The organism is Aeromonas sp. s6, from assembly GCF_040907815.1.
GTDB lineage: Bacteria > Pseudomonadota > Gammaproteobacteria > Enterobacterales > Aeromonadaceae > Aeromonas > Aeromonas caviae.
In genome coordinates, this window is sequence record NZ_JBFOCN010000105.1 from 26,398 (window position 1) to 51,671 (window position 25,274).

At 65.5% G+C, this 25,274-nt stretch carries 17 protein-coding genes; 5 read left to right on the forward strand and 12 right to left on the reverse strand.

The features are described 5' to 3' along the window. Positions 1-78: 78 nt before the first annotated feature. Complete coding sequence (gene tpx, locus AB5Y50_RS16490; RefSeq protein ID WP_010672853.1) at positions 79-579, reverse strand: thiol peroxidase; 501 nt, start codon at positions 577-579, stop codon at positions 79-81. A gap of 254 nt (positions 580-833) precedes the next feature. On the opposite strand from tpx, the gene AB5Y50_RS16495 reads away from it, so the two are divergent. Then, positions 834-3,257 (forward strand): zinc/cadmium/mercury/lead-transporting ATPase, encoded by a 2,424-nt coding sequence (locus AB5Y50_RS16495; protein WP_053288130.1) that lies wholly within the window; start codon positions 834-836, stop codon positions 3,255-3,257. 194 nt (positions 3,258-3,451) lie between these two features. Here the strand turns inward: AB5Y50_RS16495 and pulA are convergent, their stop codons facing one another. Next, a complete protein-coding gene (pulA, locus tag AB5Y50_RS16500) occupies positions 3,452-7,504 on the reverse strand; it encodes a pullulanase-type alpha-1,6-glucosidase (protein WP_103261701.1) in 4,053 nt (1,350 codons plus the stop codon). 261 nt (positions 7,505-7,765) lie between these two features. Here pulA and AB5Y50_RS16505 point away from each other — a divergent pair, with 261 nt between their 5' ends. Further along, complete coding sequence (locus tag AB5Y50_RS16505; RefSeq protein WP_041211001.1) at positions 7,766-8,167, forward strand: hypothetical protein; 402 nt, start codon at positions 7,766-7,768, stop codon at positions 8,165-8,167. A 15-nt stretch (positions 8,168-8,182) separates the two neighbouring features. Here the strand turns inward: AB5Y50_RS16505 and dmeF are convergent, their stop codons facing one another. After that, positions 8,183-9,124, reverse strand: coding sequence for a CDF family Co(II)/Ni(II) efflux transporter DmeF (gene dmeF / locus AB5Y50_RS16510; protein ID WP_053288129.1), 942 nt, complete (start codon positions 9,122-9,124; stop codon positions 8,183-8,185). 71 nt (positions 9,125-9,195) lie between these two features. Here dmeF and AB5Y50_RS16515 point away from each other — a divergent pair, with 71 nt between their 5' ends. Continuing rightward, positions 9,196-9,471 carry a metal/formaldehyde-sensitive transcriptional repressor gene (locus AB5Y50_RS16515; RefSeq protein WP_049635952.1) on the forward strand — a complete coding sequence of 92 codons (276 nt, stop codon included), beginning with the start codon at positions 9,196-9,198 and terminating at the stop codon, positions 9,469-9,471. A 28-nt stretch (positions 9,472-9,499) separates the two neighbouring features. On the opposite strand, the gene bcsC is transcribed toward AB5Y50_RS16515, so the two are convergent. From bcsC to bcsG, 7 genes are all read right to left on the reverse strand, one after another. Beyond that, complete coding sequence (bcsC, locus tag AB5Y50_RS16520; RefSeq protein WP_080988546.1) at positions 9,500-12,940, reverse strand: cellulose synthase complex outer membrane protein BcsC; 3,441 nt, start codon at positions 12,938-12,940, stop codon at positions 9,500-9,502. Continuing rightward, complete coding sequence (gene bcsZ, locus AB5Y50_RS16525) at positions 12,925-14,034, reverse strand: cellulose synthase complex periplasmic endoglucanase BcsZ (RefSeq protein WP_049635953.1); 1,110 nt, start codon at positions 14,032-14,034, stop codon at positions 12,925-12,927. Before bcsZ ends, bcsC begins: the two co-directional genes overlap by 16 nt. A 3-nt stretch (positions 14,035-14,037) precedes the next feature. After that, the gene (gene bcsB / locus AB5Y50_RS16530) at positions 14,038-16,263 is read right to left on the reverse strand and encodes a cellulose biosynthesis cyclic di-GMP-binding regulatory protein BcsB (protein WP_368163088.1); all 2,226 of its coding nucleotides are present in this window, start codon (positions 16,261-16,263) and stop codon (positions 14,038-14,040) included. Continuing rightward, the gene (locus tag AB5Y50_RS16535) at positions 16,260-17,882 is read right to left on the reverse strand and encodes a glycosyltransferase family 2 protein (RefSeq protein ID WP_368163089.1); all 1,623 of its coding nucleotides are present in this window, start codon (positions 17,880-17,882) and stop codon (positions 16,260-16,262) included. The genes bcsB and AB5Y50_RS16535 overlap by 4 nt, the downstream gene beginning before the upstream one ends. 940 nt (positions 17,883-18,822) lie before the next feature. Further along, positions 18,823-19,485: a cellulose biosynthesis protein BcsQ gene (gene bcsQ / locus AB5Y50_RS16540; protein ID WP_319890625.1), complete on the reverse strand. Its 663-nt coding sequence runs from the start codon at positions 19,483-19,485 to the stop codon at positions 18,823-18,825. Further along, a complete protein-coding gene (bcsR, locus tag AB5Y50_RS16545; RefSeq protein WP_010672842.1) occupies positions 19,482-19,706 on the reverse strand; it encodes a cellulose biosynthesis protein BcsR in 225 nt (74 codons plus the stop codon). The genes bcsQ and bcsR overlap by 4 nt, the downstream gene beginning before the upstream one ends. Positions 19,707-19,720: 14 nt before the next feature. After that, positions 19,721-21,367, reverse strand: coding sequence for a cellulose biosynthesis protein BcsG (gene bcsG / locus AB5Y50_RS16550; RefSeq protein ID WP_368163090.1), 1,647 nt, complete (start codon positions 21,365-21,367; stop codon positions 19,721-19,723). A gap of 392 nt (positions 21,368-21,759) precedes the next feature. Between bcsG and AB5Y50_RS16555 the strand changes: the two genes are divergently transcribed. Next, positions 21,760-22,956, forward strand: coding sequence for an amino acid aminotransferase (locus AB5Y50_RS16555; RefSeq protein ID WP_319874212.1), 1,197 nt, complete (start codon positions 21,760-21,762; stop codon positions 22,954-22,956). 58 nt (positions 22,957-23,014) lie between these two features. Then, positions 23,015-23,947, forward strand: a complete 933-nt coding sequence (locus tag AB5Y50_RS16560; RefSeq protein WP_042014579.1) for a LysR family transcriptional regulator — start codon at positions 23,015-23,017, stop codon at positions 23,945-23,947. Positions 23,948-23,963: 16 nt separating this feature from the next. On the opposite strand, the gene AB5Y50_RS16565 is transcribed toward AB5Y50_RS16560, so the two are convergent. Then, positions 23,964-24,287, reverse strand: a complete 324-nt coding sequence (locus tag AB5Y50_RS16565) for a DUF1820 family protein (protein WP_010672837.1) — start codon at positions 24,285-24,287, stop codon at positions 23,964-23,966. A 117-nt stretch (positions 24,288-24,404) separates the two neighbouring features. Further along, positions 24,405-25,253, reverse strand: coding sequence for a YjjW family glycine radical enzyme activase (locus tag AB5Y50_RS16570; RefSeq protein ID WP_049635970.1), 849 nt, complete (start codon positions 25,251-25,253; stop codon positions 24,405-24,407). Positions 25,254-25,274: the final 21 nt, after the last annotated feature.

Consider the following 25,274-nt stretch of genomic DNA (forward strand, 5'->3'; position numbering starts at 1 on the left):
AAGGTTCGGGAGCGCAATAAAAACGGCCTGCCCCGTGTGAACGGGGCAGGCCGTCAGGCAATCAGCCTGTGGCGCGACTTACAGAACGGCCAGGGCGGCGGCGTAGTTCGGCTCGTCGGCGACTTCGGCCACCAGCTCGCTGTGCAGCACCTTGTCGTGCTCATCCAGTACCACGATGGCACGGGCAGCCAGACCCACCAGCGGGCCGGAGGAGAAGGCCACGCCGTAGTCCTGCAGGAAGGAGACGCCACGCAGGGTGGAGAGGTTCACCACCTTGTCCAGACCCTCGGCGCCGCAGAAACGGGCCTGGGCGAACGGCAGGTCGGCGGAGATGCACAGCACGACGGTGTTGTTCAGGGCGCTTGCCTGCTCGTTGAACTTGCGCACGGAAGTGGCGCAGGTCGGGGTGTCGACGCTCGGGAAGATGTTCAGGATCTTGCGCTTGCCGGCGAAGGTCGCCAGGGTCGCATCGGACAGATCGCCAGCAACCAGGGAGAAGGGCTTGGCCTGCTCACCGGCAACGGGGAAGTGGCCGGAGACGGAGACGGGGTTGCCTTGCAGGGTGACGGTATTGCTCATGTTAGGTCCTTGATGATTGATGTGGGATCCAGGGTCCCCAGTATAGGCCCGCCACGGGATGACAAACACCCGCTAATGAAAGGGATTTGGCATCCCTTTGCATCCCTCCTGCTCCAGAGGCAGATCAGCGGCCACTGACATGGACCCGGACAAAGAGGAGAAGAGGGCTTGACCTTGGACTTTACACCAAGGTTTACACTCGGCGCAGTCATCCAGGATCCCGCAGGGGCGGGATCCCTCAAGAGGAACGCATCATGAGCAAATCCTGCTGCAGCCATCAACACGCCGCCGCCCCCATCAAGGCCGTCAGCAAGGCCGCCACCCCAGAGGCCGGGCACAGCCACACCAGCCACTGCTGCGACAACGGGGCACAGGCCAGTGGTGTCGCCAACCCGACCCGCCACGATCATCAGGGGCAAAGTGGCGCAGACGGCCCGGGTGATGAAGAGCCCCCCAGAGGCGCTTGCGCCACCGACACAGCCCACGACCACGACCACGATCATCATGAGCAGGGGCACGCCCACACGGCCGCCGCGACCGAGCCGCCGCTGACGCCCCCCGAGCAGAACAGCCGCCGCCATAGCTGGCAGGTGCTGGGCATGGATTGTCCCAGCTGTGCCCGCAAGATAGAGACCGCCGTCAGCCGGGTGGAGGGCGTACAGCAGGCTCGGGTGCTGTTCGCCACCGAGAAGCTGGTGGTGGATCTGGCCCCCGGCCTCTCCCCCGACCCCGTTACCGCCGCCGTGCTGGCCGCCGGCTTCCAGCTCAAAGGGGGAGCTCAGAACACGGCTCGCAGCGAACCGGGCCGCAGCCCGCTGATGCAGAGGGTCAGTAACCTGCTCGGCAAATACTGGCAGCCCCTGTCGCTGGCCGGCCTGATGGGGGTGGCGGCCCTGCTGCCGGCCCAGCTAGGTCAGCCGCTCTTTACCCTGGCCACCCTCTGGGGACTGTGGCCCATCTCCCGCAAGGCGTGGGCACTGACCAGAAGCGGCTCTCCCTTCGCCATCGAGACCCTGATGACGGTCGCCGCCGTGGGGGCCCTGTTCCTCGGTGAAACCGCCGAAGCGGCCATGGTGCTGCTGCTGTTCATGCTGGGCGAACATCTGGAGGCCTACGCTGCTGGCCGCGCCCGCGCCGGGGTCACCGCCCTGATGGCGCTGGTGCCCGACAAGGCGCTGCGCATCCGCACCACTGCCGAGGGCGAGGTGCGCGAAGAGGTCGCTGCCGACCAGCTGCGCCCCGGCGACATCATCGAAATCGCCCCGGGCGCCCGCCTGGCCGCCGATGCCCGCCTGCTCGACCCCCTCGGCGCCTTTGACGAGAGCGCCCTGACCGGCGAATCCATCCCGGTGGAGCGCCATCAGGGTGACAAGGTGCCCGCCGGCAGCCTGGCGGCGGATCGGGTGCTGCGCCTCGAGGTGGTGTCCGAGCCCGGCAACAACGCCATCGACCGCATTCTGCATCTCATCGAGGAGGCCGAGACCCAGCGCGCGCCCATCGAGCGCTTCATCGACCGCTTCAGCCGCTGGTATACCCCGGCCATGATGCTGGTTGCCCTGCTGGTGGTGCTGGTACCGCCGCTCGCCTTCGGCCAGAGCTGGGACGAGTGGGTCTATCGCGGGCTGGCGCTGCTGCTGATCGGCTGCCCATGCGCCCTGGTCATCTCCACCCCGGCGGCGGTCACCTCGGCACTGGCGGCAGCCACCCGGCAGGGTGCCCTCATCAAGGGGGGCGCCGCGCTGGAGCGCCTCGCCCACATCGATACTCTGGCCTTTGACAAGACCGGCACCCTGACCCTGGGCAAGCCGCAGCTGACCGAACTGGTGAGCCTCAATGGCCAGCCTGAGGCCGACCTGCTGGCACTGGCGGCGGCCATCGAGCAGGGCTCCCACCACCCGCTGGCCCGCGCCGTGGTGACGGCGGCAGGGAAGCGGGGTCTTGCCCTGGCGGCAGCCCAGGAGCTGCGCGCCCTGCCCGGCATGGGGGTAGAGGGTCGCATCGACGGCGCCCTCTGGCAATTGCTGGCGCCGAGTCGGGTCGCCTCCCTCGATGACGCAACACGGGGCCGGGTCGCCGCCCTGGAGCTGCAAGGCAAGACAGTCGTGGTGCTCGGTCAGCCCGACGCCGCCCCGGCCGCCCTGCTGGCCCTGCGCGACCAGATCCGGCCGGAAGCGGCTGCGGCGCTGCAAGAGCTCAACCAGCTCGGCCTGCAGAGCATCATGCTGACCGGCGACAACCCCCGCGCCGCCGAGGCGATCGCCACCGAGCTCGGCATGGGCTGGCGCGCCGGCCTGCTGCCGGAAGGCAAGGTAGAGGAGATAAGCCAGCTCGCCAGCACCCGCAAGGTGGCCATGATCGGCGACGGCATCAACGACGCACCGGCCATGAAGCGGGCCAGCATCGGCATCGCCATGGGAGGCGGCACCGACGTGGCGCTGGAAACCGCCGATGCGGCGCTGACCCACAACCAGCTCGGCGGGGTCGCCGCCATGATCCGGCTCTCCCGCGCGGCGCTGGCCAACATCCACCAGAACATCGCGCTGGCGCTGGGGCTCAAGGCCATCTTCCTGGTCACCAGCCTGCTCGGCATCACCGGCCTGTGGATTGCGGTGCTGGCCGACACCGGCGCCACCGCCCTGGTCACCGCCAACGCTCTGCGCCTGCTGCGAAAACGCTAGGCCGGCCGTAAACTGCACAACCAACAGCCGCTCCAACGGGGCGGCTTTTTTATTGCCTCGCCCACGAGCAAAGAAAAAGCGCGGCTGCCGGTCGGCAGTCGCGCTTTGCTTACTCTCTCGGTGTTATCCCGCCCTTGGCGAGGCGGAATTCAACCCGGGGCTGCCGAGCCAGCCCCGGGCTCGATGGGAAAGACTTACTTGGCGCTGCACTCCTGGATGATGACGCTGCCCACCTCGCCGGAAGTCTGGGTCGGGTCAACCTTCACCAGGAAGCTCCACAGACCCTGTTCCAGCGTGATGCTGTTGTTGCCCATGCCACCGTCGCCGTGCTGGAGCGGGTAAACCTGCTCGGGCTCCAGTGCGATCAGGGTGCCACCGGCATCCTTCACGAAGAACTGCTTGCTCCAGTTGCCATCGTCGTTGGCAAACTTGAAGTCAAAGCTGCCCGCGTAGTTGAAGGCGGCCTGATAGATGGCGAGGTTGCCTTCCATCCCCTTGTAGCTCAGCTGGTAGGCCGGCTGGGCGTTCCAGTCGCTCAGACTGCCGCGCACATAGAGCGGGAAGCCGAGCGGATTGCCCGCGACGGTATCCAGCACCTTGCAGCTCTGCGCCGGTTCGGTGTAGCTGACACTCAGGGTGGGCTTGTCCTTGTTCATGGCGGTGAAGACAAACTTGTAGGTGCCAGCCTTCTCCACGTTGAACGGCAGATCCCCGCCATTGGCACAGAGCGTATTGACCTGGCCGGTCGCAAGCTGGTCGGTATCGCTGCACTTGCCGTAATTGACGGGGCCGCTCCACTCGTTGCCAGCGATCTTCACCTGGGTCGACCCCAGCTGATCCGCCGTCACCTCGGTGGTGAACTCATAGGTGAAGTTGCCACTGAAGTTCATCTTGTTGACCGGATCCCACTGATTCAGGAAACCGCGCACGAACACCTCGGTGTCACCGAAGGGAGGCAAGGTGCTCAGATCCGTCTTCTTGCTCACCGGCAGCCCCGCGCCCTGGGCACCGCTCTGCGGCTTGACGAACACCGCCGCCGACCAGGCGCCAAGGGTCAGCTGACCGCTGTCATTGGCCGCACCGCTGGCGATGCTGTCGGAGTCACGGTGGGCACCGCTCAGGACCATGCCGGTCAGATCGATGGGCTGATCCTTGCCGTCACGGAAATCGCCGATGCTCTGGGGCTGATTGGTGGCGTTGATCATCACCACCAGGCCGTCGATGGCCGGATCCAGATCCGCACCGGCGCCCACCCCGTCATCCACGCTCATCACGATGAGACCCGGGATCTGCTCAGGGCCGGTGTTGCGGAAGTCGACCCGCTTGATCACCTCGGCGCCGCTGCCAAGACGCAGCAGACGAGAGGATTGACGCAGTTCGGAGAGCTCCTGGTAGAAGTTCACCATCTGATGCATCTCGGCCGAACCCGGCTTGGCGTGCTGGCCGAGCACCTGCTCGATCAGCTCGTAGTTGGCCTCGTCCTTGTCCTTGCGCGGCAGCCCTTTGTCAAAATTATTGTCACTTAAGCCGTAGTCGACCCGGTTGTACCAGTCACCGGAGTCGTAGCTGTCCCGCTCCATGGACTTGGAACGCAGCAGCTCGACACCTGCGTGGGTGAAGGGAATGCCCTGACCCAGCATGGCGGTCGCCAGAGAGACCCCCTGCATCCGCACCAGGTCGGCCCCGGCGGGTGCCTTGTACACCAGGTTGTCGAACAGAGTCTGGTTGTCGTGCTTGTCGACATAGTTCTGGATTTCGGTCGGATCCTGGGCATAGCCCGCCGGTTGACCGTTGTAGTCGATGTCGGAGCCTTTCTTCGGTATGCCGTCCTTGTCGGTCAGCACGAACTCCTTGAGGTTGCCCGCCATGCCGAGGCGCACCAGATCGGACTGATGCAGGGCGGTGGCGAGATCGACGCCGTCCAGCTCGTTGGCATCCACCAGGGCGCCGTTGCCAAAGCCCTGGGTCTTGCGAATGGCTTCGCCGCCGTCGAACGGGCTGCCGCCGCGCACCGCATCACGCAGCCGGTCGGAGAAGGAGCCGATGCCGGTACCGGCCAGGTGCTTCTGGGTCGCCTGTACGAAGCGCTTGTCATCCTGTACCTCGCCGAAGTTCCACCCCTCGCCGTAGAAGTACATGTCCGGATTGACCTTCTTCACCTCGGCCAGGGCCTGCACCATCTGATCTTTCGGGTGATGGCCCATGAGGTCGAAGCGGAAGGCATCGATCTTGTAGTCCCGCGCCCAGGTGACCAGAGAGTCATCCATCAGCTTGGCGAACATGGCGTGTTCCGGCGCCGTGTTGGAGCAGCAGGTGGAGTTTTCCACCGAACCGGTCTCCGGATTGAGGCGCTGGTAGTACCAGGGCACAATCTTGTCGAGCACGGATTTGGTACCGAGACCCGCTTCGTTGGTGTGGTTGTAGACCACGTCCATCACCACGTTCATGCCGATGTTCTGCTTGATGGCCTGCACCATCTCGCGGAACTCCTTGATCCGGGTCGTCCCCTCCGCATTGGTGGCGTAGGAGCCTTCCGGGGTGGTGTAGTGGTAGGGGTCATAGCCCCAGTTGAAGGAGTCCACCCCGCGCAGGTAGCCGTACAGCTCCTGCACCACGGGGTTCTCCTTGCTGTCGCTGGCTTGCAGATCACCGAGCACGGCTTCGATGGTCTCGCCGCCACCACAGTGGCTGGCAAACCTGGAGTTCTTGACCTCGGGATTGACCTCGCACAGCTTGCTGAAGTCATCGCCGATGTTGGCCACCTTGGCCGGGTCCTCGTTGACGGTGGCGATGTCGAACACCGGCAGCAGGTGCAGGTGGCTGACGCCGCTCTTGGCCAGGGATTTCAGGTGGGTGACGGGCACGCTGTCGCTGTCGGTCAGTCCGAGGAACTTGCCGCGGTGCTCCACCGGCGTCGACTCGTCGTTGCCGGTCAGATCCCGGACGTGGGCCTCATAGATGGTGATGTCGGCGGGGTTCTTCTGGCTGTGGGGCGCCTTGAGGCTGTCCCAGCCTTCCGGCTTGAGGGCCGGATCGTCGAGATCCACCACCTGGCTGAACTCGGAGTTCATCGCCAGGCTCAAGGAGTAGGGGTCGGTCACCTGATAGGATTCCAGCTTGCGGCTGACCGGGTGATAGACCTGAATGTCGTAGCGGTAGTATTTGCCGACAAGATCGCTGCCCCCCTGCACGCTCCAGCTGCCGCTGACCTCGTCCAGAGTCATGGCGCGCTCGCCAAGCAACTTGTGCTGCTCGTCGAACAGCGCCAGCTTGACCGACTTGGCGGTCGGTGCCCAGAGCCGGAAGGTGACATTGCCTCCCTCCACCACGGCGCCGTAGGCCAGCTTGGTGGCCGCTTCGCTGTAAAGGGCATCGAGGGCACCGGCACTCTGCACCAGGGTCGCCCCCTGCAGGATGCCGTCCGCATCGGTCCCGATGGCGACCAGCTCACCCTTGAGCAGGGGCTTGAGATCTTTCCCCGCAGGCAGGGCGAAGGCGGCGGCATCCTTGAGGTGCGGGTATTTGGCCTGTTGCTCTTCGGTCAGGCTGGTCGGGGTCAGCTTGAGGTAGGGGAAATCGAATACGCCCTCGCTGTTTGCCGTGATGGTGCCTGACTCTGTGTAGTAGAGGCGCACATAGGGCTTGTCCTTGCCCCCTTGCCAAATCAGGGTGTTGTCGTCGATGAGATGGGCACTGGCCCCCGCCACGCCGAAGGCGGCGGTGAAGGCTTCCGCCCGGCTGCCGAAGATCTCGTTCTTGCCGGCGACGATGGCCACGGTGCGATCCGGGTGATCGTTGAAGACCACCTTCATGTCGCTGCCGGTCAGGTTCGCGAGATCGCCGTTGCGGGCGATGAAGTTGATGCAGCCTTCCATCTTGGAGAGCGGCACGACCCAGGCCGGACCAAAACTGTCCGCCGCGGACGGCGTCTTGCTCTTGTCATCCCAACCGGTGTTGAGGCCGCCCTCCGAGGTCGAGTTGCAGGCGTCGTTGTTCCACAGGTGCAGGCTGTGGCTGGCGAACGGGCCGGTGACACCGCGCGCCGCGCTGGTCTGGGTATCCACCAGGGCGATGACCGCTTCGTCAGGGCCGGCCGTCAGCAGTTCGGCCGGGGGCTGGACGTTGGGAAGACGAGCGACGGGCTCATCCTGAGGGGCAGGAGCAGAAGAACTGTTGTCGTTACAGCCTGACAAAAGCGCGAGCAGTGAGGCTGTTACCAGCGCCACTTTGGTCTTTTTCATATCCATTTTTTTATAATTCCCGCTGTAGTTAGTCTCGATATCCGAGTACCCGGTCATTGCCGAGCGGTGTCATATTAATCAGCGGGAATTGCCGTAAATGTGAGCGGATGGGCAAAAAAAACCAATCCGCATCAACAAGATAACGTTTTCATAACGAAAACTCGATCGCGCTCACAGACCTGGCACCGCTTTCGGCCCATACCAGCGGGAAGAGGGGAGCGAGTGACGAAATCAATGTCCAATCAAATGGATAGAGGGGGCTGGGTGATGAAACGGATTGAGGAGCAGGCCAGGCGGCTGGACCAGGAGTATCAGGGCATTGCCCAGTTGTTCGATCAGTTCTGCCAGCAGGCCGGCGTGCTCGCCGAACGCTATCACTTCTTCAACTGGCCGGATTATGAAGAGAGCCCGCCCCTCGCCCGCGCCTTCACCCTGCTGGGGGAACCACGGGAACTGCGGCTGCGCTGTCAACCCGGCGAGGGGGGTTCCCTGAACGGCCTCCTCCAGGTGTGTGGCGAGGAAGGCAAGGTTCACGCCAGCCTGGGCTTTCATGCCGACGGGCACCTGCTGCTGGAGCCGGGCCGCCTGCTCGACGACCCGCCGGGACTGCTGCTGAGGCTGATGCTGGGCTCCCTCTGGCAGGATCAGGGGAGCGAGCCTCCCCGCTGACGCCCGCCAGGGGCGTCAGTCGGCAGACACTTCGATGGTCAGGTGCACCAGCTCCTCGTGGATGGCGAGGCGCTCGCGGATCGCCTGTGCCGGGACCGGGGTCGCCATCTGCAACGACATCGCGGCGGCATACTGCGTCTGCCCCACCCGCCAGACGTGCAGATCGCGGATCTCGGCGCCAGGCAGCTCGGCGATCACCTCGCGGATCTCGTCCACCAGGGGCGCATCCATCTCCGCATCCAGCAAGACGCGCCCGGTATCACGCAGCAGCCCCCTGGCCCACACCGCAACCAGCACGGCCCCGGCGATGCCCATCAGGGGATCCAGCCAGTCCGCCCCCCACAACATGCCTCCCACCAGCGCCACAATCGCCAGCACCGAGGTGGCCGCGTCCGCCAGCACGTGGAGGTAGGCGGCGCGCAGGTTGAGATCCTGATGGCCGTGGTGGTGATCGTGCGAGTGGTCGTGATGACCGTGATGGTGGTCGTGACCATGGTGATGGTCGTGATCGTCCCTGAGCAGCCAGGCACAGGCCAGATTCACCAGCAGGCCCAGCAGGGCAATGCCGATCGCCTGCTGATAATGGATGGGGCTGGGGTCCAGCAACCTGGCCACCGACTCGAACAGCATCAACCCCGCCACCCCCACCAGCAGCAGGGCGCTGCTGAAGCCCCCCAGCACCTCTATCTTCCAGGTACCGAAGCTGAACCTGTGATCCCGCGCGAAGTGGCGGGCAGCGCGATAGGCCAGCACCGAGAGGCCGAGGGCCAGGGCATGGGAGCTCATGTGCCAGCCATCGGCCAGCAGCGCCATGGAGTTGTAGAACCAGCCGCCACCGATCTCCGCCACCATCATGACGACGGTGAGCAGCACGGCCCAGCGGGTCTTCTGTTCGGCCAGGGGATTCCCTTCGTGGACGACGGGGTGGTGGCAGTGGGATGAGGCGAGGGATGGCATGGATTTCTCCTGAAAACGAGGATGCTATATACTATACCCCAGTATAGTTTTATTGATCGAGAGGATCCTGGATGTCACACACGGTTCACGACAAGAAGAAGCTGCTGGCACGGGTCAGGCGCATCAAGGGGCAGACCGGCGCCCTGGAGAGCGCCCTGGAACAGGAAACAGACTGCGCCGCCATCCTGCAGCAGATCGCCGCCATCCGCGGCGCCGTCAACGGCCTGATGCTGGAGGTGCTGGAGGGACACATGCGCGAGCATCTTGGCGCCGAGGAGACGACCCATGCCGAGCGGCTGGAGGATCTGGATCAGGTGGTGAGGGTACTGCGCTCCTATCTGAAATAAGGGCGCCCGGTGATGACGGGCGCCCCTGTCAGTCGAAGTCCGCGTAGGGAGTGAGAGGCCTTGGCGGCATGTCGAGATCCCCTTGCCAGGGCTTGAAGGTGTAGCGCAGGAACAGGGTGACATGGCTGGGGGCATAGTCATCCGCCTGCTGGATGTCCACCCGGCCACCGATGCGCCAGTGTTCCGTCAGCCTGTGTTCCACCACGCCATTCAGGGTGTAGCCGAATCCACTGCTACTGCCCCCTTTCACAGGCGCATTTCTGTCTGGCAAACCGGCGGGCAGCAGGCCTTCCAGCGGGTAGCGACGGCTGTCGTCGGTTCGGGCGTAGGACCAGGATCCCGATCCCCCCAGCTCCCACGACCAGTCCGGGGTACGCTGCCGGTAGCTGACCGGCACCGAGAGCGAGAAGTACCCCTGCGGGCTGTAATAACCCCCCTGCCCCAGGGTATAGCCCCCCAGATCCTGCTGGTAGTGCCACAGCATGGTGCTGAGCCCCACGCTGGCACGGCGATGGGTCTCGTTGACGAACTTGTAATAGCCCCCTCCCATGAGCCGGGTGCGCCAGTTGTCGGGCACGTTCTTGCCGGTCAGCAGGTGCTGCTGGGCGCTGCCCCAGAACCCGACTGCCCCTCCCAGATCCCGGCTGAGATCGAGGCGGACCCCGTTCGCCCGCACCCCGCCCCAGCTGATGCCCGTGCCCGGATCCACCGTTCCCCCATAGGAGAGCAGCGAGCTGCTGACGGGCCGACGCGAGAGGGTCATCCCCCACCCCAGCGTGTGCCAGTCACCGGTCAAGGTGGCGCCCCCGACCCAGTCCACCACCTCGAAACCGAGGGGCGTGGTCCCCAGATCGAACGCCCAGGCCCCCCGCTGCCAGCCTGCCGCCAGGGTGGTGCCCCGGCTCTGCTGGTGCGCGTCCCCGCGACAGTCCCTGGCCGCGCAGGTACCGAACTGCGCCCGGTAAGGGGAGTCCGGCAGATCTCCGGCATCCATGTCGACCAGTTCAAGACGGCCGAAGACGGTACCACCGGCCAGCGGCGTATCCAGTTGCGCCATCTGGGTCAGCGCCCGCAGATCCGAGTAGCCCCCGGTACCGCTGGAGCCCCAGTAATCGCTGTCGAGGGAGAAGGTGGTCTGACTCTGCCGGTAATGTCTGTCAAGATCGCTGCGCAGGCCGGATGCCAGCCACCCCTCCCCATCCTGACTGCGTGCCAGCCGGGTCAGCTCGCCCCCCTCCAGATCCTCGCGGGGGGCCAGACCTGCGGCCACCAGCCCCTTGCGATCCCGCACCAGAGCCCCTTCCACATCATGCTCGGCAACGCGCTGGCGGGCGGCATCGCGCCAGAACAGCGCCGTCTGCTGGGAGGCTGGTTGCATCGCCACCAGGGGTTCGTAGTCGGTGAAGATGGCGCGGGCTGTCTCGCCCTCTCCCAGCGCCTGATAGAGATTGGCTACCCGGCGGTAGTAGTTGGCCCCCTCCGGGGGCAGCGGGCTGACCGGCCAGGCGGGCAGCCAGTGACGGGCCTTTGCCAGATCGCCCCTGGCCTGGGCCAGTTCGGCCATGCCAAGCCTGGCCTCGGGCTGTTGCGGCGTGCGGGCAAGCACCTCCTGATAGCGCTGCTCCGCCAGTGCATAGGCCCCCCGATCCGTGGCCCACTCCGCCAGCATCAGACTCGCCTCTTCATCCGGCTGCAACGGCTGAAGCAGGCGTTCGGCCCCCTCATCATCCCCAGCCTCGTGACGCGCCCTCGCCCTGGCGAGCACCTCGTCACGGGCGAGGCGCCGATCCAGCGCATTCATGTCCTGTGTCCAGCCGGACCTAGGGATGGCGGCCAGCACCCCTCTCGCCTCCACCGTCTTGTCCTGCCCCGAGAGATAGAGGGCGGTGGCGTAGCGCAGGGTGGCGTCCTGGGGCCGCGCCGCCAGCCGTTCCCGCAAGAGCCGCTCCCCGCTCCCGGCTTCCCCGAGGCGGGCCCGGGTATCGGCCACTCGATAGGCCAGCCACACCTCTTCCGGGGTCAGCGCGAGTGCCTGCTCGCGAAGGCGCAGCGCCGCCGCCACCTTGCCGGCCCGATCGAGCTGATCGGCCTCCTCCTGCAACAGCCCGGCCTTGAGCCGCCGCCCTTCGGCCTGCATCCCGGGGGTGCCCTGCTGCTCCAGCAGGGCCAGGGCACGCGCCGGATCCTGCTCCTTGTAGAGATCGAACAGGCGGGCCAGTGCCCGCTCCCGCGCGCTCCCCATCGCGAGCGCCTTGCGGTAGGCGGACTCCGCGTCGGCATCGCGATGGCGGCCACGCTCGCTGTCTCCGAGCCCCAGCCAGGCTTCGGGCTCACGCCCATCCTGGGCGATGGCACGGCGATACAGGGTCGCCGCCTCATCCCACTGCTCCCGTTCCAGGGCGCTGCGCCCCTGGCTCACCAGCAGCCAGTAGCGGTTGGTGGCCAGCAGGCTGCGCCATTTGTCCTTGTCGGTCACCTCGGGGTGTGCCAGCACCCGTTCAAACTGGGCGATGGCCAGCGCTCGCTGATCGTTGCGGGAGTAGGCCTGCCCCAGGGCCCCCATGAGTTCGGGATCCCCCGGGTTGGCAGCCAGGGCACGCTGCAAGCGGGAGATGGAGGCACCACCTCCCGCCGTGCTTGCGAGCGCCGACTGGCGTGCGCGATAGGCAGGCGAGGCCCACTTCTCCTCCTGGGTAGCGAGCAGCTGTTCCGCCTTGGTGGTATCCCCTTCGCCAAAGAGCACCATGTACTCCTGCAAGGCAGCGATGCTCCCGGGACCGATGGGCAGGGATTCGATGTCCGCGAGCCAGATCTCGGCGGCCTCGTCCCGCTGATAGGGATCTCGCGCCATCTCGCGCAACAGGTTCTGCGCCCCCTGGCGCCGACCCTCCGCCAGATAGAGGCGAGCCAGCCCGCCCCGCACTCTGGGCTCACCCGGATATTGCCGGTTGAGTGCCTCCAGGGCCGCCAGCCCCTTCGCCTTCATGGCCGGGATCCGTGTCTGCAACAGGGCATAATCCACCGCCACGTCGAGATTGGGGGGAAGATCACCGGAGAACAGGGAGCGATAGAGACGCTCGGCCTCCTCCAGCCTGCCGGCGCTGGTCAGCAGCCTGGCTTGTTGCAGTTGCTGGCGCCTGGCCGGTTCGTTCAGGGCCAGGTTGGCCATGCCCTGACGATAGAGCGCAGAGTCGGGGTCTTGCTTGCCAAGGCGGGCCAGCAGTGCCCCGGCCTCCTTGACCTTGCCCTGGCGCAGGGCCTGACGGGCCTGGGCTGCCAGCAGCTCCGGATGATCAGGCTCCACCAGGGAGAGGGAATAGAGGCTGTTGCTGACGAGATCTTCCCGCCCACGGGCCTCGCCAATCCTGACCTGCTCCAGCAGCCAGGCCACCGGCTGTACCGTCCCTTGCGCCAGGGCTCCGCTCATCAGGCAGGCGAGCAGGCACCCCAGGGTCACTCTGCCTGACATGACTCGCTCCAATCCGGCTGCAGGGTACCGTCGGCGGCAAAGCGATAACGCCCCTGATCCCAGCCTGCGCCGAACAGGGTCAGCACGCTGCCGTAGTAGGCATCCGCATCCAGCCCGTGATCGGAGACCTGCTTGCGCAAGGTGACCTGCGCCGGCAAGCCCCGTGACAGGGGCAGGAGGGCGGCGGCAAAGCCGCTCGGCCCCTTGCCCTGAACCTGACCACTTTGGCTGGATACCCGCTCGGGAAGATGACCCGATTCGGTCAGCTGCGCCAGCATGGGGGCAAAGTGGGCCACCAGGGAAGCCCTGGCGGGATCCTCCTCGCTCAACATGCCGAGCCAGAGATAGACGCGGATGGCGTCATAGCCACCGGTGTCGCCCTTGTCCGCCGTCACCTGCCACCCCTTGTCGGCCTGCCAGTCCACCCAGTCCGGGGCAAAGCCACGGGGCGCACTCTCCTGCAACAATTTGGGCAAGAGGGCCCGCATCTCGCCCCAGGGCCCCTTGAAGGAAGCGAATCTGGCCAGCAGTTGTGGGGGCAGATAACTGGGGTTGAGGGTCCAGCGTCCCTCCCCCTCATAGCCTTTCGCCCCGGGCAGCAACACGGGGCCAAGACCCGGCAGCGTGGCGACCTCCTCCCGGGCGATACGCCGCAGCAGCAGGGTGCCGAGGGCCGAGTAGCTGTGGTTGTCCCACAGGCGACCCGCCTCCAGCAGGCTGTAGGCGATCCAGAGATCCGAATCGGACGCGCTGTTCGCGTCCAGCACGCCCCAACTGCCGTCCTGCTGCCTGCCCCAGAGCCAGGATGGCAGGAAGCCGGTCAGATCCCCGCGGGCGAGCTGCCGCTCCGTCCAGTCGAGCAGGCGGGCAAAGGTCTCCCTGTCATCGTTGACCAGGGCGAAGAAGAGGGCATAGCTCTGGCCTTCCGAGGTGGTGATGCGGCGCCCGTCGGCAGGGTCGATGACCCTGCCCTCTTCGCTGATGTAGTGCTGGCGAAAGTGATCCCACTCCGGCCAGTGGCAGACGGCCTGCGCCGGGAGGGAACAAAGGGCCCAGAGGAGCAGGGCACCACAGACATTTTTCATCTGAGTCATCTCTTAATCTTCCTTCAGACGGCGGCGGCTGGCACTGGCAAGCAGCACCCGCAGGCCCCAGCCCAGTACCAGCATGCAGAGCAGGGTCAGCCCGGCAAGACGCACCGGATAACGGGCAAACAGTTGCCAGAGACGCTCCCACCACGGCAGGTAACCCACCTCGTAGCGATCCCCCACCACCAGGCTCTTCACCCCGGATTCCCGGATGATGGCCACCGAGCCTGCCACCTGATCGCGCAGGGTCCGGGTCTGCAGGGCATCATTGAGCAATGTGACCCCCGCCGGTCCATCCGCCAGCAGTGCGACCAGGCTGCGCTGATCATGGGTCGGCGATTGCAGCCCCAGGATGACGGCGATGGCCCGGTTGCCCGTCATGCCCACCCGGGCCTGGGGCTGGCGATCGGCCATGGTGTGCAGCAAATCCCCCTTGTGCTGGCGTGTTGGTTCGTTGACCCAGCTGCGCGTGGATTGCAGCAGGGCGTCGGGAGCCAGATCCCCTCGAAACTCCTCCGGCAGGGTGCCAATGAGCAGGGTATCCCGATCCGCAGTGCGCGCCCGCTCCCAGTCGTCCAGAACCTGCAGGGAGAGCGCCGGATACCCGGTCTCGGCCCCGATGGCACCGACGGCATCGAGCAAGGTGGTGATCTGCCCGGGATGGGGTCTGGCCGGCATGACAATCTGGGTGTCGGCGAGATCCGCCATCCGGCTGAACGGGAAGCCGGCATAGGCGAACGCCTTGAGATCGGGCATCTCGATGAAGTGGCGATAGCCGGTGAAGTCGATGGTGGAGCCCTCGTCGATGCGCACCTGATGGGCTGGCGGCATCACCAGGTCGCAACGGCCATCCTCCGTTCCTCCCATGTATTGCTGGGCATACTCGAACGAGAAGCTCAGGCTGTTGGCCTGGGTGGTCTTGAGCCCGGGCATGCGCAGCGCCATGGTGTCGCCGTCGTCGGCAAACCAGAGCGGCAGAGTCAGCAACCGCTCACTCTTGATCTCGCCGGGCTCGAGCGTGAACGACTTCATGAGCTGGCCGTTGACCCCCACATCCAGCCGGGAACCGTCGCGCAGGGTGGGCGAGGTATGGTGATACTTCAGCTCCGTCCTGATGCCGTTCTCCCCCAGCAGATAGAGATCCGGCGGCAGGCGCAGCGTCAGGCTCATGGGCCACAGCGTGCGTCCCGTTGCCTGCAACTGGCCCGGGTACTCCGTGAGCTCATCAAAGCGCATCTTGCGATCCAGTCGCACCCAGTTCGGGGCATCGTAGGGTTGACGCGGCGAGAGCGGCTTCACCTCGTCCACCATGACGCTCTGACCACGCAGCATGACATCGCCTCGCGCCAGCCCCTGCACCGCCGTCAGCAGATCCTGCTGATCCCGCCCCAGGATCAGCAGCAGCTTCACATAGGGATTGTCGGGGGAGCTGATCATGTCGATGGTGGGCCCCTTCACCTCGGGATAGTCCACCAGGAAATCGGGGCGCGCGTCATTGGTGGCAAAGATCACGGCGTTGCGATCCGGCAACTGGTTGATGAGCACCGGGAAATGCTGACCACGCCACTGGGCCTTGGTGCCGAACCAGGAGGCCAACACCGCCGCCGCCTGCTGCTGCTCCGGGGGCACTGAGCCCGTGAACACCATGGGCAGAGTCAGCTTGCCATTGTCCCGCACGTCGAGGAACGGCATGGGGAAGAAGGAGAGCTCGTTGCGCACCGGCAGGGTCTGCAACTGCAGGGTCAGCTTGCTGTCCCGGTTGACGTTGAGCCAGAGGGTATCGCTCGCCGGGTTCTCGCACACTTTCCGATAGTGGCCGACGAAGCTCACCTTGAGGCGGTTGAAATCCTTGGCATAGCGGGGATCCAGCTCGATGCTGGCATGGGTCATCGTCCCCATCTGATCCTGGTTGAGGGCCGTCACCCCCATCAGCTCGTCATTGAGATAGACCTTGACCTGGGAGATGAGCGGCAGCAGGGAGGGCGATGGCGTGAAGTTCAGATCCAGGGTGGCCCGGGTCACCACCTCGTCCCGCCGCACGGTGAAGTCGGCCAGTCCGTCTGGCGCATTGCCGCGCAGGGACAGGGTGCCTGGCGATGATGCCATCTGTTCGAAGCTCATCCCCTGGGTGCGCACCGGAGCGGGAACGGGCGGCAGGGGGCCGACGACCTCGGCGGCGGTCGCACCCTGTGCCATCAGCAGGAGAGGAATAAGGTAGCGTTGTGGTTTCATCATCCTTTCACTGTCTGTGAGGTCGGAGTCCCGGCCCGGAAATCTGGGGAGACGCGACGGGGAACGAAGGAGAGGAGCCAGCGAGCCAGCTTCTCGAGGAGGATACAAACAAAGCCGATGGGTGAGGTACGGGCCAGACGCCAGTAAGCTCCCCAGCCGAGCAGGGTAATGTCGATCAGGCTGTGGAGGGGGCGATCCTTGCCCAGACGCTGCTGCCACAGGGACCAGGTATCGGCCCGGGCGAAGGTGCACTGGATGAACTCGACATGCTGTGCCTGCGCCATGGGTTCCAGCTCCAGTCCCAGCTTGCAGCCGAACACCCGCTGCACCTTGGCGGCGAACGCCTGCTCCCGCTGGTCATGGCGCAGCAGCAACCAGACCCTCTCCTTGTCGGCCAGGGGCAGGGGCGCCTCGAGCAGCACCCCGACCCCCCCGTTGGAGTAATCCCTGACGGTACAGGGGTAGAGGTGACCGTTCGCCAGCCTGATGGCCGCAGGCATCACCATCTCCACCCTGGGATTGGCACGGACCTGCCGCGACTCGAAGGCCACCGCCAGGGCGCCGCCCAGTATGGTCATGTTGTAGAGGGTCCAGATCATGCTGAGGATCAGGGTCGGCACCTCGTCGGCAGGGCCGGTGCCGATGCGCCAGAGACCGAACCCCAGCCCGCACAGATTGAGCAGGATCAGCAGCAGATAGGGGCGGGAGACCGACAGATCGAGGAACACCTCCTCCGTCATACCCCCCTTGGCGGTCACGTTGAACGTCCCCTTGTGGGGTGCAAAGAGCGCCACCGTGGTCGGCCTGGCGATGTACCAGGCCAGCACCGTCTCATAGACCTCGCCCCAGAAGGAGTGGCGGACCTTGCCCTGCAACCGGGAGTTGGTCAGGGCGCTGTGGAAGATGTGCGGCAACATGTAGAGGGCGATGGCCGCCGCCGGGGCATAGATGATGTAGGCGTGCAGGATCAGGAAGGCGAGCGGCGCCGTCAGGAAGATGAGCCTCGGTATGCCCGAGAGGAAGTGCAGCATGGCATTGAAGTAGCAAAGCCGCTGCCCCAGCTTGAGCCCCTTGCCGAAGAGGGGGTTGTCCAGACGCAGGATCTGCACCATGCCGCGCGCCCACCGGATGCGCTGACCGATGTGGGCAGAGAGGCTTTCGGTGGCCAGCCCCGCCGCCAGCGGGATCCGGATATAGGCCGAGGTGTAGCCGAGGCGGTGCAGCCGCAGGGAGGTGTGGGCATCCTCGGTGACCGTCTCCACCGCGATGCCGCCGATCTCGTCAAGGGCGGTGCGCTTGATGACGGCGCAAGAGCCGCAGAAGAAGCTGGCGTCCCACATATCGTTGCCATCCTGCACCAGGCCGTAGAAGAGGGCCCCCTCGTTCGGCATCTTGCGAAACCGTTGCAGGTTGTGTTCGAACGGATCGGCGGAGAAGAAGTGGTGGGGGGTCTGGACCACGCCCAGACGGGGATCCCGGTAGAACCAGCCCACCGTCATCTGCAGGAAGGAGCGGGTCGGCAGGTGGTCACAGTCGAAGATGGCGACCAGATCCCCGGTGGCCATCTTGAGGGCGTGATTGATGTTGCCCGCCTTGGCGTGCTCATGGGTCGACCGGGCCACATAGCGGATCCCGGCCTCCTCGGCGAAATCGCGAAACGCCGCCCGCCCCCGTCGTCAAGCAGCCAGATGGTCAGCTTGTCGGCGGGCCAGTCGAGCCCCATGGCGGCGTAGACAGTCCCCTTCACGATGGCGAGATCCTCGTTGTAGGTGGGGATCATCAGATCCACGCTGGGCCACTGGGCCGGATCCGCCGGCAGTTGTGCCGGGGGGCGGTGCAGGGGCCATGCGGTCTGCCAGTAGCCGAGCAGCAGCACCAGCCAGGCATAGGTCTCGGCGGCCAGCAGCAGCAGGCCGCAGGCCAGGCTGACGGGGTCGAACCAGTCGAGGGTCGAGGTGTAGCGCCACCAGATGTAGCGGCAGGAGATGGTGAGGGAGAGCACCATCATCATCAGCATGGGATAACGGCCCGGCACAGCCCGCAGGATGAAGGCCATGGCCGCCAGCAGGAGGACGAACACCAGTTGCGCCTGCAGGGTGAACGGCAGGGTGACGCAGAGCAGGGAGAGGCTCCCGGCCACCACGCAGAGCAGCACGCTCTTCCAGCGCGCCTCGCGGGGCGTGGCCCTGGCGGCGGCCAGCCCTTTCTCCTCCTGGCGGGCCAGGAAGCCCCCGAGAGCCTGAGTGCCCCTATGCCAGATCCGCTGCCAGGAGGCAGGCCAGCGCAGAGGGATGGGCTGTGGGCGACGCACTATCATCCAGAGGCTCTGCAACAGAACGCGCAGGGGATCCCCCACCCGGGGGTGCGTCAGCTGGGGATAGAGCCCCCGGGCATGGCCCAGCACCCATTGCCAGCCATGACGCTCGAGGGGGAAGAGAGCCCAGGCCAGCAGCCAGCCCAGGGTCAATGCGGCCGCCCCCGGGCGGGAAGCCCCCCGCTCACGCAGTGCGCGATAGCGCTGCGAGCACCAGAGGCCCGCAGCCGGCGTCAGCAGCCGCACTCTCATCGGGGGGCCTCCCCCTCTGCCAGACACCAGGTCGCCAGGGCGGCCAGCTCGTGGGCAACCAGACTGGTGGGGGCATAGCGGCCGACCGGCAGCTTGGCGGCCATGGCCTCCGCCATGGCTTCGTCCCTGTGCAGATGAAGATTGAGCAGAGGGAGCCCCCCTGCCAGCCAGAGATCCAGCAACCCCTGCTGCAGGGCCCGCTGGCTGGAGAACTGGGTCACCAGCAGACGCTCATCGGCCGCCCAGGGGTGGCGGTGAAGCCGCACATGGCAGTTGGCATCCGCATTGACCACCAGCAAGCGCCTGCAGGGGATGACGGGGGCCATGCCCAGGGGCAGATCCAGCAGCACCAGATCATAGCCATCGATCCCCGCCAGCCACTCGGCCGACGCCCCCTCCCCCCCGCCATGGGAGAGCAGATCCAGTCCCTCCTCCCGGCGGTGAAGCGCACCTCGCCACTCCCGCGCCGGCTGGGTCAGCCGGCTCCAGCCTCCCGGATCGTCATGGGGCAGGCCAAGGTGGATGCCAAGCTGGTTGTCCGGGCAGAGATCCACCGCCAGCACCCTTGCCCCCTGCTCATGGGCAGCCTGGGCCAGTCCGGCCACGATGGCGGTGGTCCCCACGCCTCCCCGGATCCCCTGCAGGGCGATCGCCTTCATGCAGACCTCCCCTCGCCAGTCCCCTCGGGCCCTTTCACTGCCACCTCCGCCAGCAGGGGGAAGCGTGCGCACAAGGCGGCGAGCCGCTCCCTGGCGGCAATATCCTGATAGGAGAGGCTGACACCAAAGGCCTGCTGGACCATGGCCACGTCATTGATCACCGTGCCCTCCACCGGGACGCCGAAGGGGGTCTGCATGTCTGATTGCCGTTCGCTGCGCATCGTCACTTCCGGTCTCATTGGGGATAGGGGACCCAGTCCCCCTGCCCCAGCTTGATGTGGTACTTGCCCTGATATTCGATCACCACCGAGCCCTGGTTCTCGGACACCGACGGGGTCTGCGGCAGATCGCCCAGCAGGGCATCCCAATCAATGGTCTCGCTCCCGAACACATCCCTCCCCACCAGCCTGGAGACCAGTTCTGATACCGCCAGGAAGCTGCTGGGGGTGTCCACGTTGCGGGTCGCCTCGTGGGGCGCCTTGGTACCGAGCAGGGCAACCCCCACCGGCACCTGGGTGATGCTCGGGCTGGGAATGTCCCGCAGCCCGGCCATCTGCATCTTGTCGCCGGTGAGAGCGGCGCCGTGCTCAGGCACCATCACCACGGCCACCTTGCGGCCGGATTGCTCCAGCGTCGTCATGAAGTCGTCCAGCTGATCCAGCAGGGTCTTGAGCCTCGCCTTGTAGGGCGCTATCTGGCGGCTCGCCACATAGCGGTTGCCATCGTGCAGGGCGATGAGGTTGAAGAAGGTGACGTTGCGTGCCGCCTGACTCTGTGTCCGCTCGTTCAGCCAGCGGTCGAACAGAGCATCCCCGCGATAGATGGGCTCGCCATCGAAGGAGGCGAGATCATGGGCCAGTCCCTTCTTGTCCATGGGGGTCACATCCAGCCCGGCATACTGCTGCAGGCCGGTCAGGTAATTGCCAAAATCCCCCGAGTGATCCATGGCCACCTGTTTGGCAAAGCCGAGCTGGGCAAGGTTCTCGAACAGCAGACACTGCTTCGGCGCCGTCACATAGAGCCCCTGGTGGCTGGTCTGCCCGCAACTGGCCCGCAGCAGGCGAATGGAGCTTGGGCCGCTGTAGGAGGTGGCGGAGTTGAAGCGGTTGAAGCGAATGTCGAAGTGGGACCAGACCGGATGCCCGCTCAGGCCGCTCGCCTCCACGTCATGCCAGGCCAGGGAGCAGACATTGATGATGAGCACATCGAAGGGGGTCGCCTGGGCTGGCAGGCTCTCCGGGAAGTGCACCAGTCTCTCCTGCTCCTCCCGATAGAAGTCATCGAGATAGGCGTTGAGGTTCTCGTTGGTCGGCGGGGCACTCTGGTCAAGCTGCTCCTCCATGGGCAGCACTGAAGAGCGGGTCTCCTCCCGGGACGTGTTCAGGGCATGCTCGCTCGTCCCTTTGCTGCTCGCGAAGGGATTGCTCACCTGGGGCGAGACCCAGAGCCAGAGCAGCGCCAGCAGGATCCAGGGGGTGAAGCGCAGCCACTGGGCGATGAACAGATAGAGCGTCAGCAGCACGAACCCTGCGCCGACCATCTCCCAATTGATGAAACGCCCGAGCAACTCCGTCCAGTAATCCAGGGTGAAGGAGAAGACCTGGCTGCCCTGGGAACGAATGCTCTCTATCCCCGGCAACCAGGTATCGTGATAGAAGATCCCCGCCCCCACCGGCAACGCCAGCCAGTGCCGCGCACGGCGCCACCCGGCCCTTGGCAGGGGAAAGATCAGGAAGGCGGCAAACACCAGGTTGATCAGGGGATGGAAGTTGAGATATCCCCCCCAGAGCAGGGCGAACTTGGCAAGAAAATAGACATTCCAGCCACCCAGGCCGTGCCAGTCCAGCCAGGGAGAATCGGCATCAGAAACGTGTCGGGTCATCGGCGATGAGTCACCTGTTATCGTGGGCCCCCCGAAGGGGCCGGGCACACTGCAATGGTTGTCAAAAGAATAGCCTGACTATTATGCAACTATTAATTTGTCTCAGGTGGCGCTGAACCTGACTCCCCCGGATGGGTGTAAGGGGAATGAGAGGGGCCGTATGTATCCATATATTATCCAAACGATCCCGATAAGGCAGCCTTCTCTGACAAAATGGGGGGAACGTGCAGACGGGATGCAGGATCCTGGCAAGGGCCCCGCGCTTACCACTGCGACAGACTTTGTCAGCCCTGTCGCCATCTCGAACAACTTGAGGCCACCTCTGGATTGCGCCATCATATCGGCCCGGCTGATGGCCGGCCGAATTGGACAGTCAACTTCAAGGACCCCCCATGTTTGAACACGTCGATGCCTATGCTGGCGACCCCATACTGACGCTAGTCGAGACCTTCCATAAAGATACCCGCGAGCAGAAGGTGAACCTGGGGATTGGCCTCTATTACGACGAGCAGGGCCGCATTCCGCTGCTGCCGTCGGTGCAGCAGGCCGAAGCACAGCGCGCCGCCGCCCCGGCCCCGCGCTCCTACCAGCCGATGGAAGGCGCCGCCAACTACCGCACTGCGGTGCAGCACCTGCTGTTTGGCGCCGAGCACGAAGCGGTCAAGGCGGGTCGCATCGCCACCATCCAGACCATCGGCGGCTCCGGCGCCCTGAAGATCGGTGCCGATCTGCTCAAGCGCTACTTCCCGACCTCCGAGGTGTGGGTCAGCAATCCCACCTGGGACAACCACAAGGCGATGTTCGAGGGGGCCGGCATCAAGGTGCACGACTACCCCTATTACGATGCGGCCACCGGCGGCGTGCAGTTCGACGCCATGATCGACTGCCTGAGCAGCCTGCCTGCGAAAAGCATCGTGCTGCTGCACCCCTGCTGCCACAACCCGACCGGGGTGGATCTCTCCCGTGCCCAGTGGGACCAGGTGATCGCCCTGGTGGTCGAGAAGAACCTGATCCCCTTCATGGACATCGCCTATCAGGGCTTCGGTGACGGGCTGGAAGAGGATGCCTATGCCATCCGCGCCATGGTGGCCGCCGGTGTCAGCTTCTTCGTCAGCAACTCCTTCTCCAAGAACCTCTCCTTCTACGGCGAGCGCTGCGGCGGCCTGTCGGTCATCTGCCAGGATGCCGAAGAGGCGAGCCGGGTGCTGGGCCAGATGAAGGCCACCGTGCGCCGCAACTACTCCAGCCCCCCCACCCACGGCGGTCAGATCACCGCGGCTGTGATGAGCCAGCCCGAACTGCACGCCATGTGGGTCGCTGAGGTGACCGAGATGCGCACCCGCATCAAGGCCATGCGCCAGAAGCTGTTCGAGGTGCTGAGTGCCAAGGTGCCGGGCCGCGACTTCAGTTACTTCATCAACCAGCGCGGCATGTTCAGCTACACCGGCTTCACGCCGGAGCAGGTGGACCGCCTTCGGGAAGAGTTCGCCGTCTACCTGGTGCGCTCCGGTCGCATGTGCGTGGCGGGCCTCAACAGCCGCAACGTCGACTACGTGGCCGACGCCATGGCCGCCGTGCTCAAGGGCTAAGCCCGCAAGCCCCGCTCAGGCGGGGCTTTTCGTTTGTCCCCTTGCCCGTGGAACCGTGATGGATCTCATTGCCCTCTCCCGCCTCGGCGGTCGCCACCTGGTGACCCTGCATCTGCTGCTCGACACCCGCAGTGTCACCCGCAGCGCCGAGCGCCTCTGCACCACCCCCTCCACCGTCAGCAAGACCCTCAACCAGTTGCGCGAACTGCTGGGGGATCAACTGCTCTACCGCCAGGGCAACCAGTTGCTGCTGACCCCGTTTGCCGAACGCCTCGGCCCGACGCTGCGCCGCCTGCTGGGGGAGCTCAACGGCCTCACCAGCCAGGAAGGATTTGCCCCTGCCAACTGGCAGGGGGAGCTGAACCTGGCGATGCGGGAGAGCAGCATGATCTGGCCCATGGGGGCCGTACTGGGTCAGTTGATGCAGGAGGTGCCGGGGCTGATGCCCGTCGTGCGTAACAAGGACGAGCAGGGACTAGCTGCTCTGGCGGCGGGCAAGCTCGACTTCGTGATCCTGCCCCACGATCAGAGCCAGCCCGGGGTCAATCAGCCCGGCCTCGTCTGGGAAACCTTGCGGGAGGATGAGCTGGTCTGCCTGATGCGCGCGGATCATCCGGCGTTGACGCGCCCCTGGGATCTCGATGCCTACCTGAGCTGGCGCCACATCGCCATTCGCGATCAGGAGCTGGCCGATCCCTTCTTCGAGCAGAGTCTGGCCCAGCGCCAGGTACGGCGCAGACTGGGGGCCACCCTGCCGGATTTTGGCAGCGCCGCCGCCCTGCTGCGCCAGAGCGATCTCATTCTCACGGCCGTGAAGGGCTGGGCTACCCGGGCTTGTACCCAGGGCCTGGTGAGCCGCCCTGTCCCCTTCGATTACGGCGCCGTGACCCACAGCCTGGTGTGGTATGGCCCCCTGGGGGAAGATCCCGCCCTGCGTTGGTTCCGTCAGCGCATCCTGCAACTGGCCCGGGAGCTGGACGCCCCACAATGATACCTGGCGGCAGGACTCAGGGCTTCTTGGTATAGATGGGGCCTGGGAAAGAGGTGACGTTGTTGCCCAGTTCGGTGATGCGGGCGGCCCCCTGCTTGCGCACCTGATCGACCCGCAGCACGTGGTGCATGGGAATAAGGGTGCGGGTGACGTCGGCAAATTCGCTCTTCAGCTTCTCGTGGCTGGGGTCGACGATGAGCGCCGTGTGGTTGTCCCACACGAAGTGGGCGATCTCGATGAAGCCAAACAGCTGGCCCTGATTCACCTCTCTTACATAGACTTCGTAACGCTCGCTGTGACAAATGAACTGCACTCGATAAAGGGCGTTGGATTCACTCATGGGTATCTGTTGGTGATGGACGGTTTGCCCATTCTAGCCGTCCCCTCGGACAGCCCCTATAGACAGAGTTCACAGTTGCGTCATATCGGGTCTCAGCATCCCGACGTGCTGCAGAGCTCAGATCGCAGGCAGCATCACCGACCCAAACCCCTTGGCCTTCAATGCGTTGGCCAGCACTGTCAGGTCAGCCGACCCGGCTTCTGGCCATGACAGCGCCTCCCCTCGCACCCCGTGGTGGCGAAAGCCGTTGAGGCGGATGGGCACGGGCCCCAGCGACAGCAAAAAGGTCGTCAACGCCTCCTCCAGCGCGCCGGTGGCATCGAGAAAATCGCTCCGCCCCGGCACCAGCAACAGCCGCACCTCCGCCAGCTTGCCCGCCTGCGCCAGCAGTTGCAGCGATGCCAGCACCCGCTCGCGGCCCCACCCGGTCAGGGCCAGATGCACAGGCTCGCGCCACCCCTTGAGGTCTATCATGGCGCCGTCCAGCACCGGCAACAGCCGCTGCCAACCCGTTTCTCCCAGGGATCCGTTGCTGTCGAGCAGGCAGGTGAGACGGGCCAGATCCGGCGCAGCCTTGATGGCCGTGAACAGGGCGATCACGAACGGCAACTGGGTGGTCGCCTCCCCGCCGGAGACGGTGACGCCGGTGAGCAGCGGGCCATAGCGGCGCAGCAGGGCCAGCACCTCGGCCACCGACATCTGGCGCGTCTTGGGGCTGGCGTGGCGAGGGCAGACATCGAGGCAACGGTCGCAGTGGGTACAAAGCTCGGCTTGCCAGCTCACCCGCCCCTCCTGCATCGCCAGGGCTCTGCCCGGGCAACCGGGCACGCAGTCACCGCAGTGATCGCACAACCCCATGGTGTGGGGGTTGTGGCAGCCGGGGCAGCGGAAGTTGCAGCCCTGCAAAAACAGCACCAGCCGGTTGCCGGGGCCGTCCACGCAGGAGAAGGGCAGCCAGCGGCTCACCATCGCCCTGAGCTCGGCCCC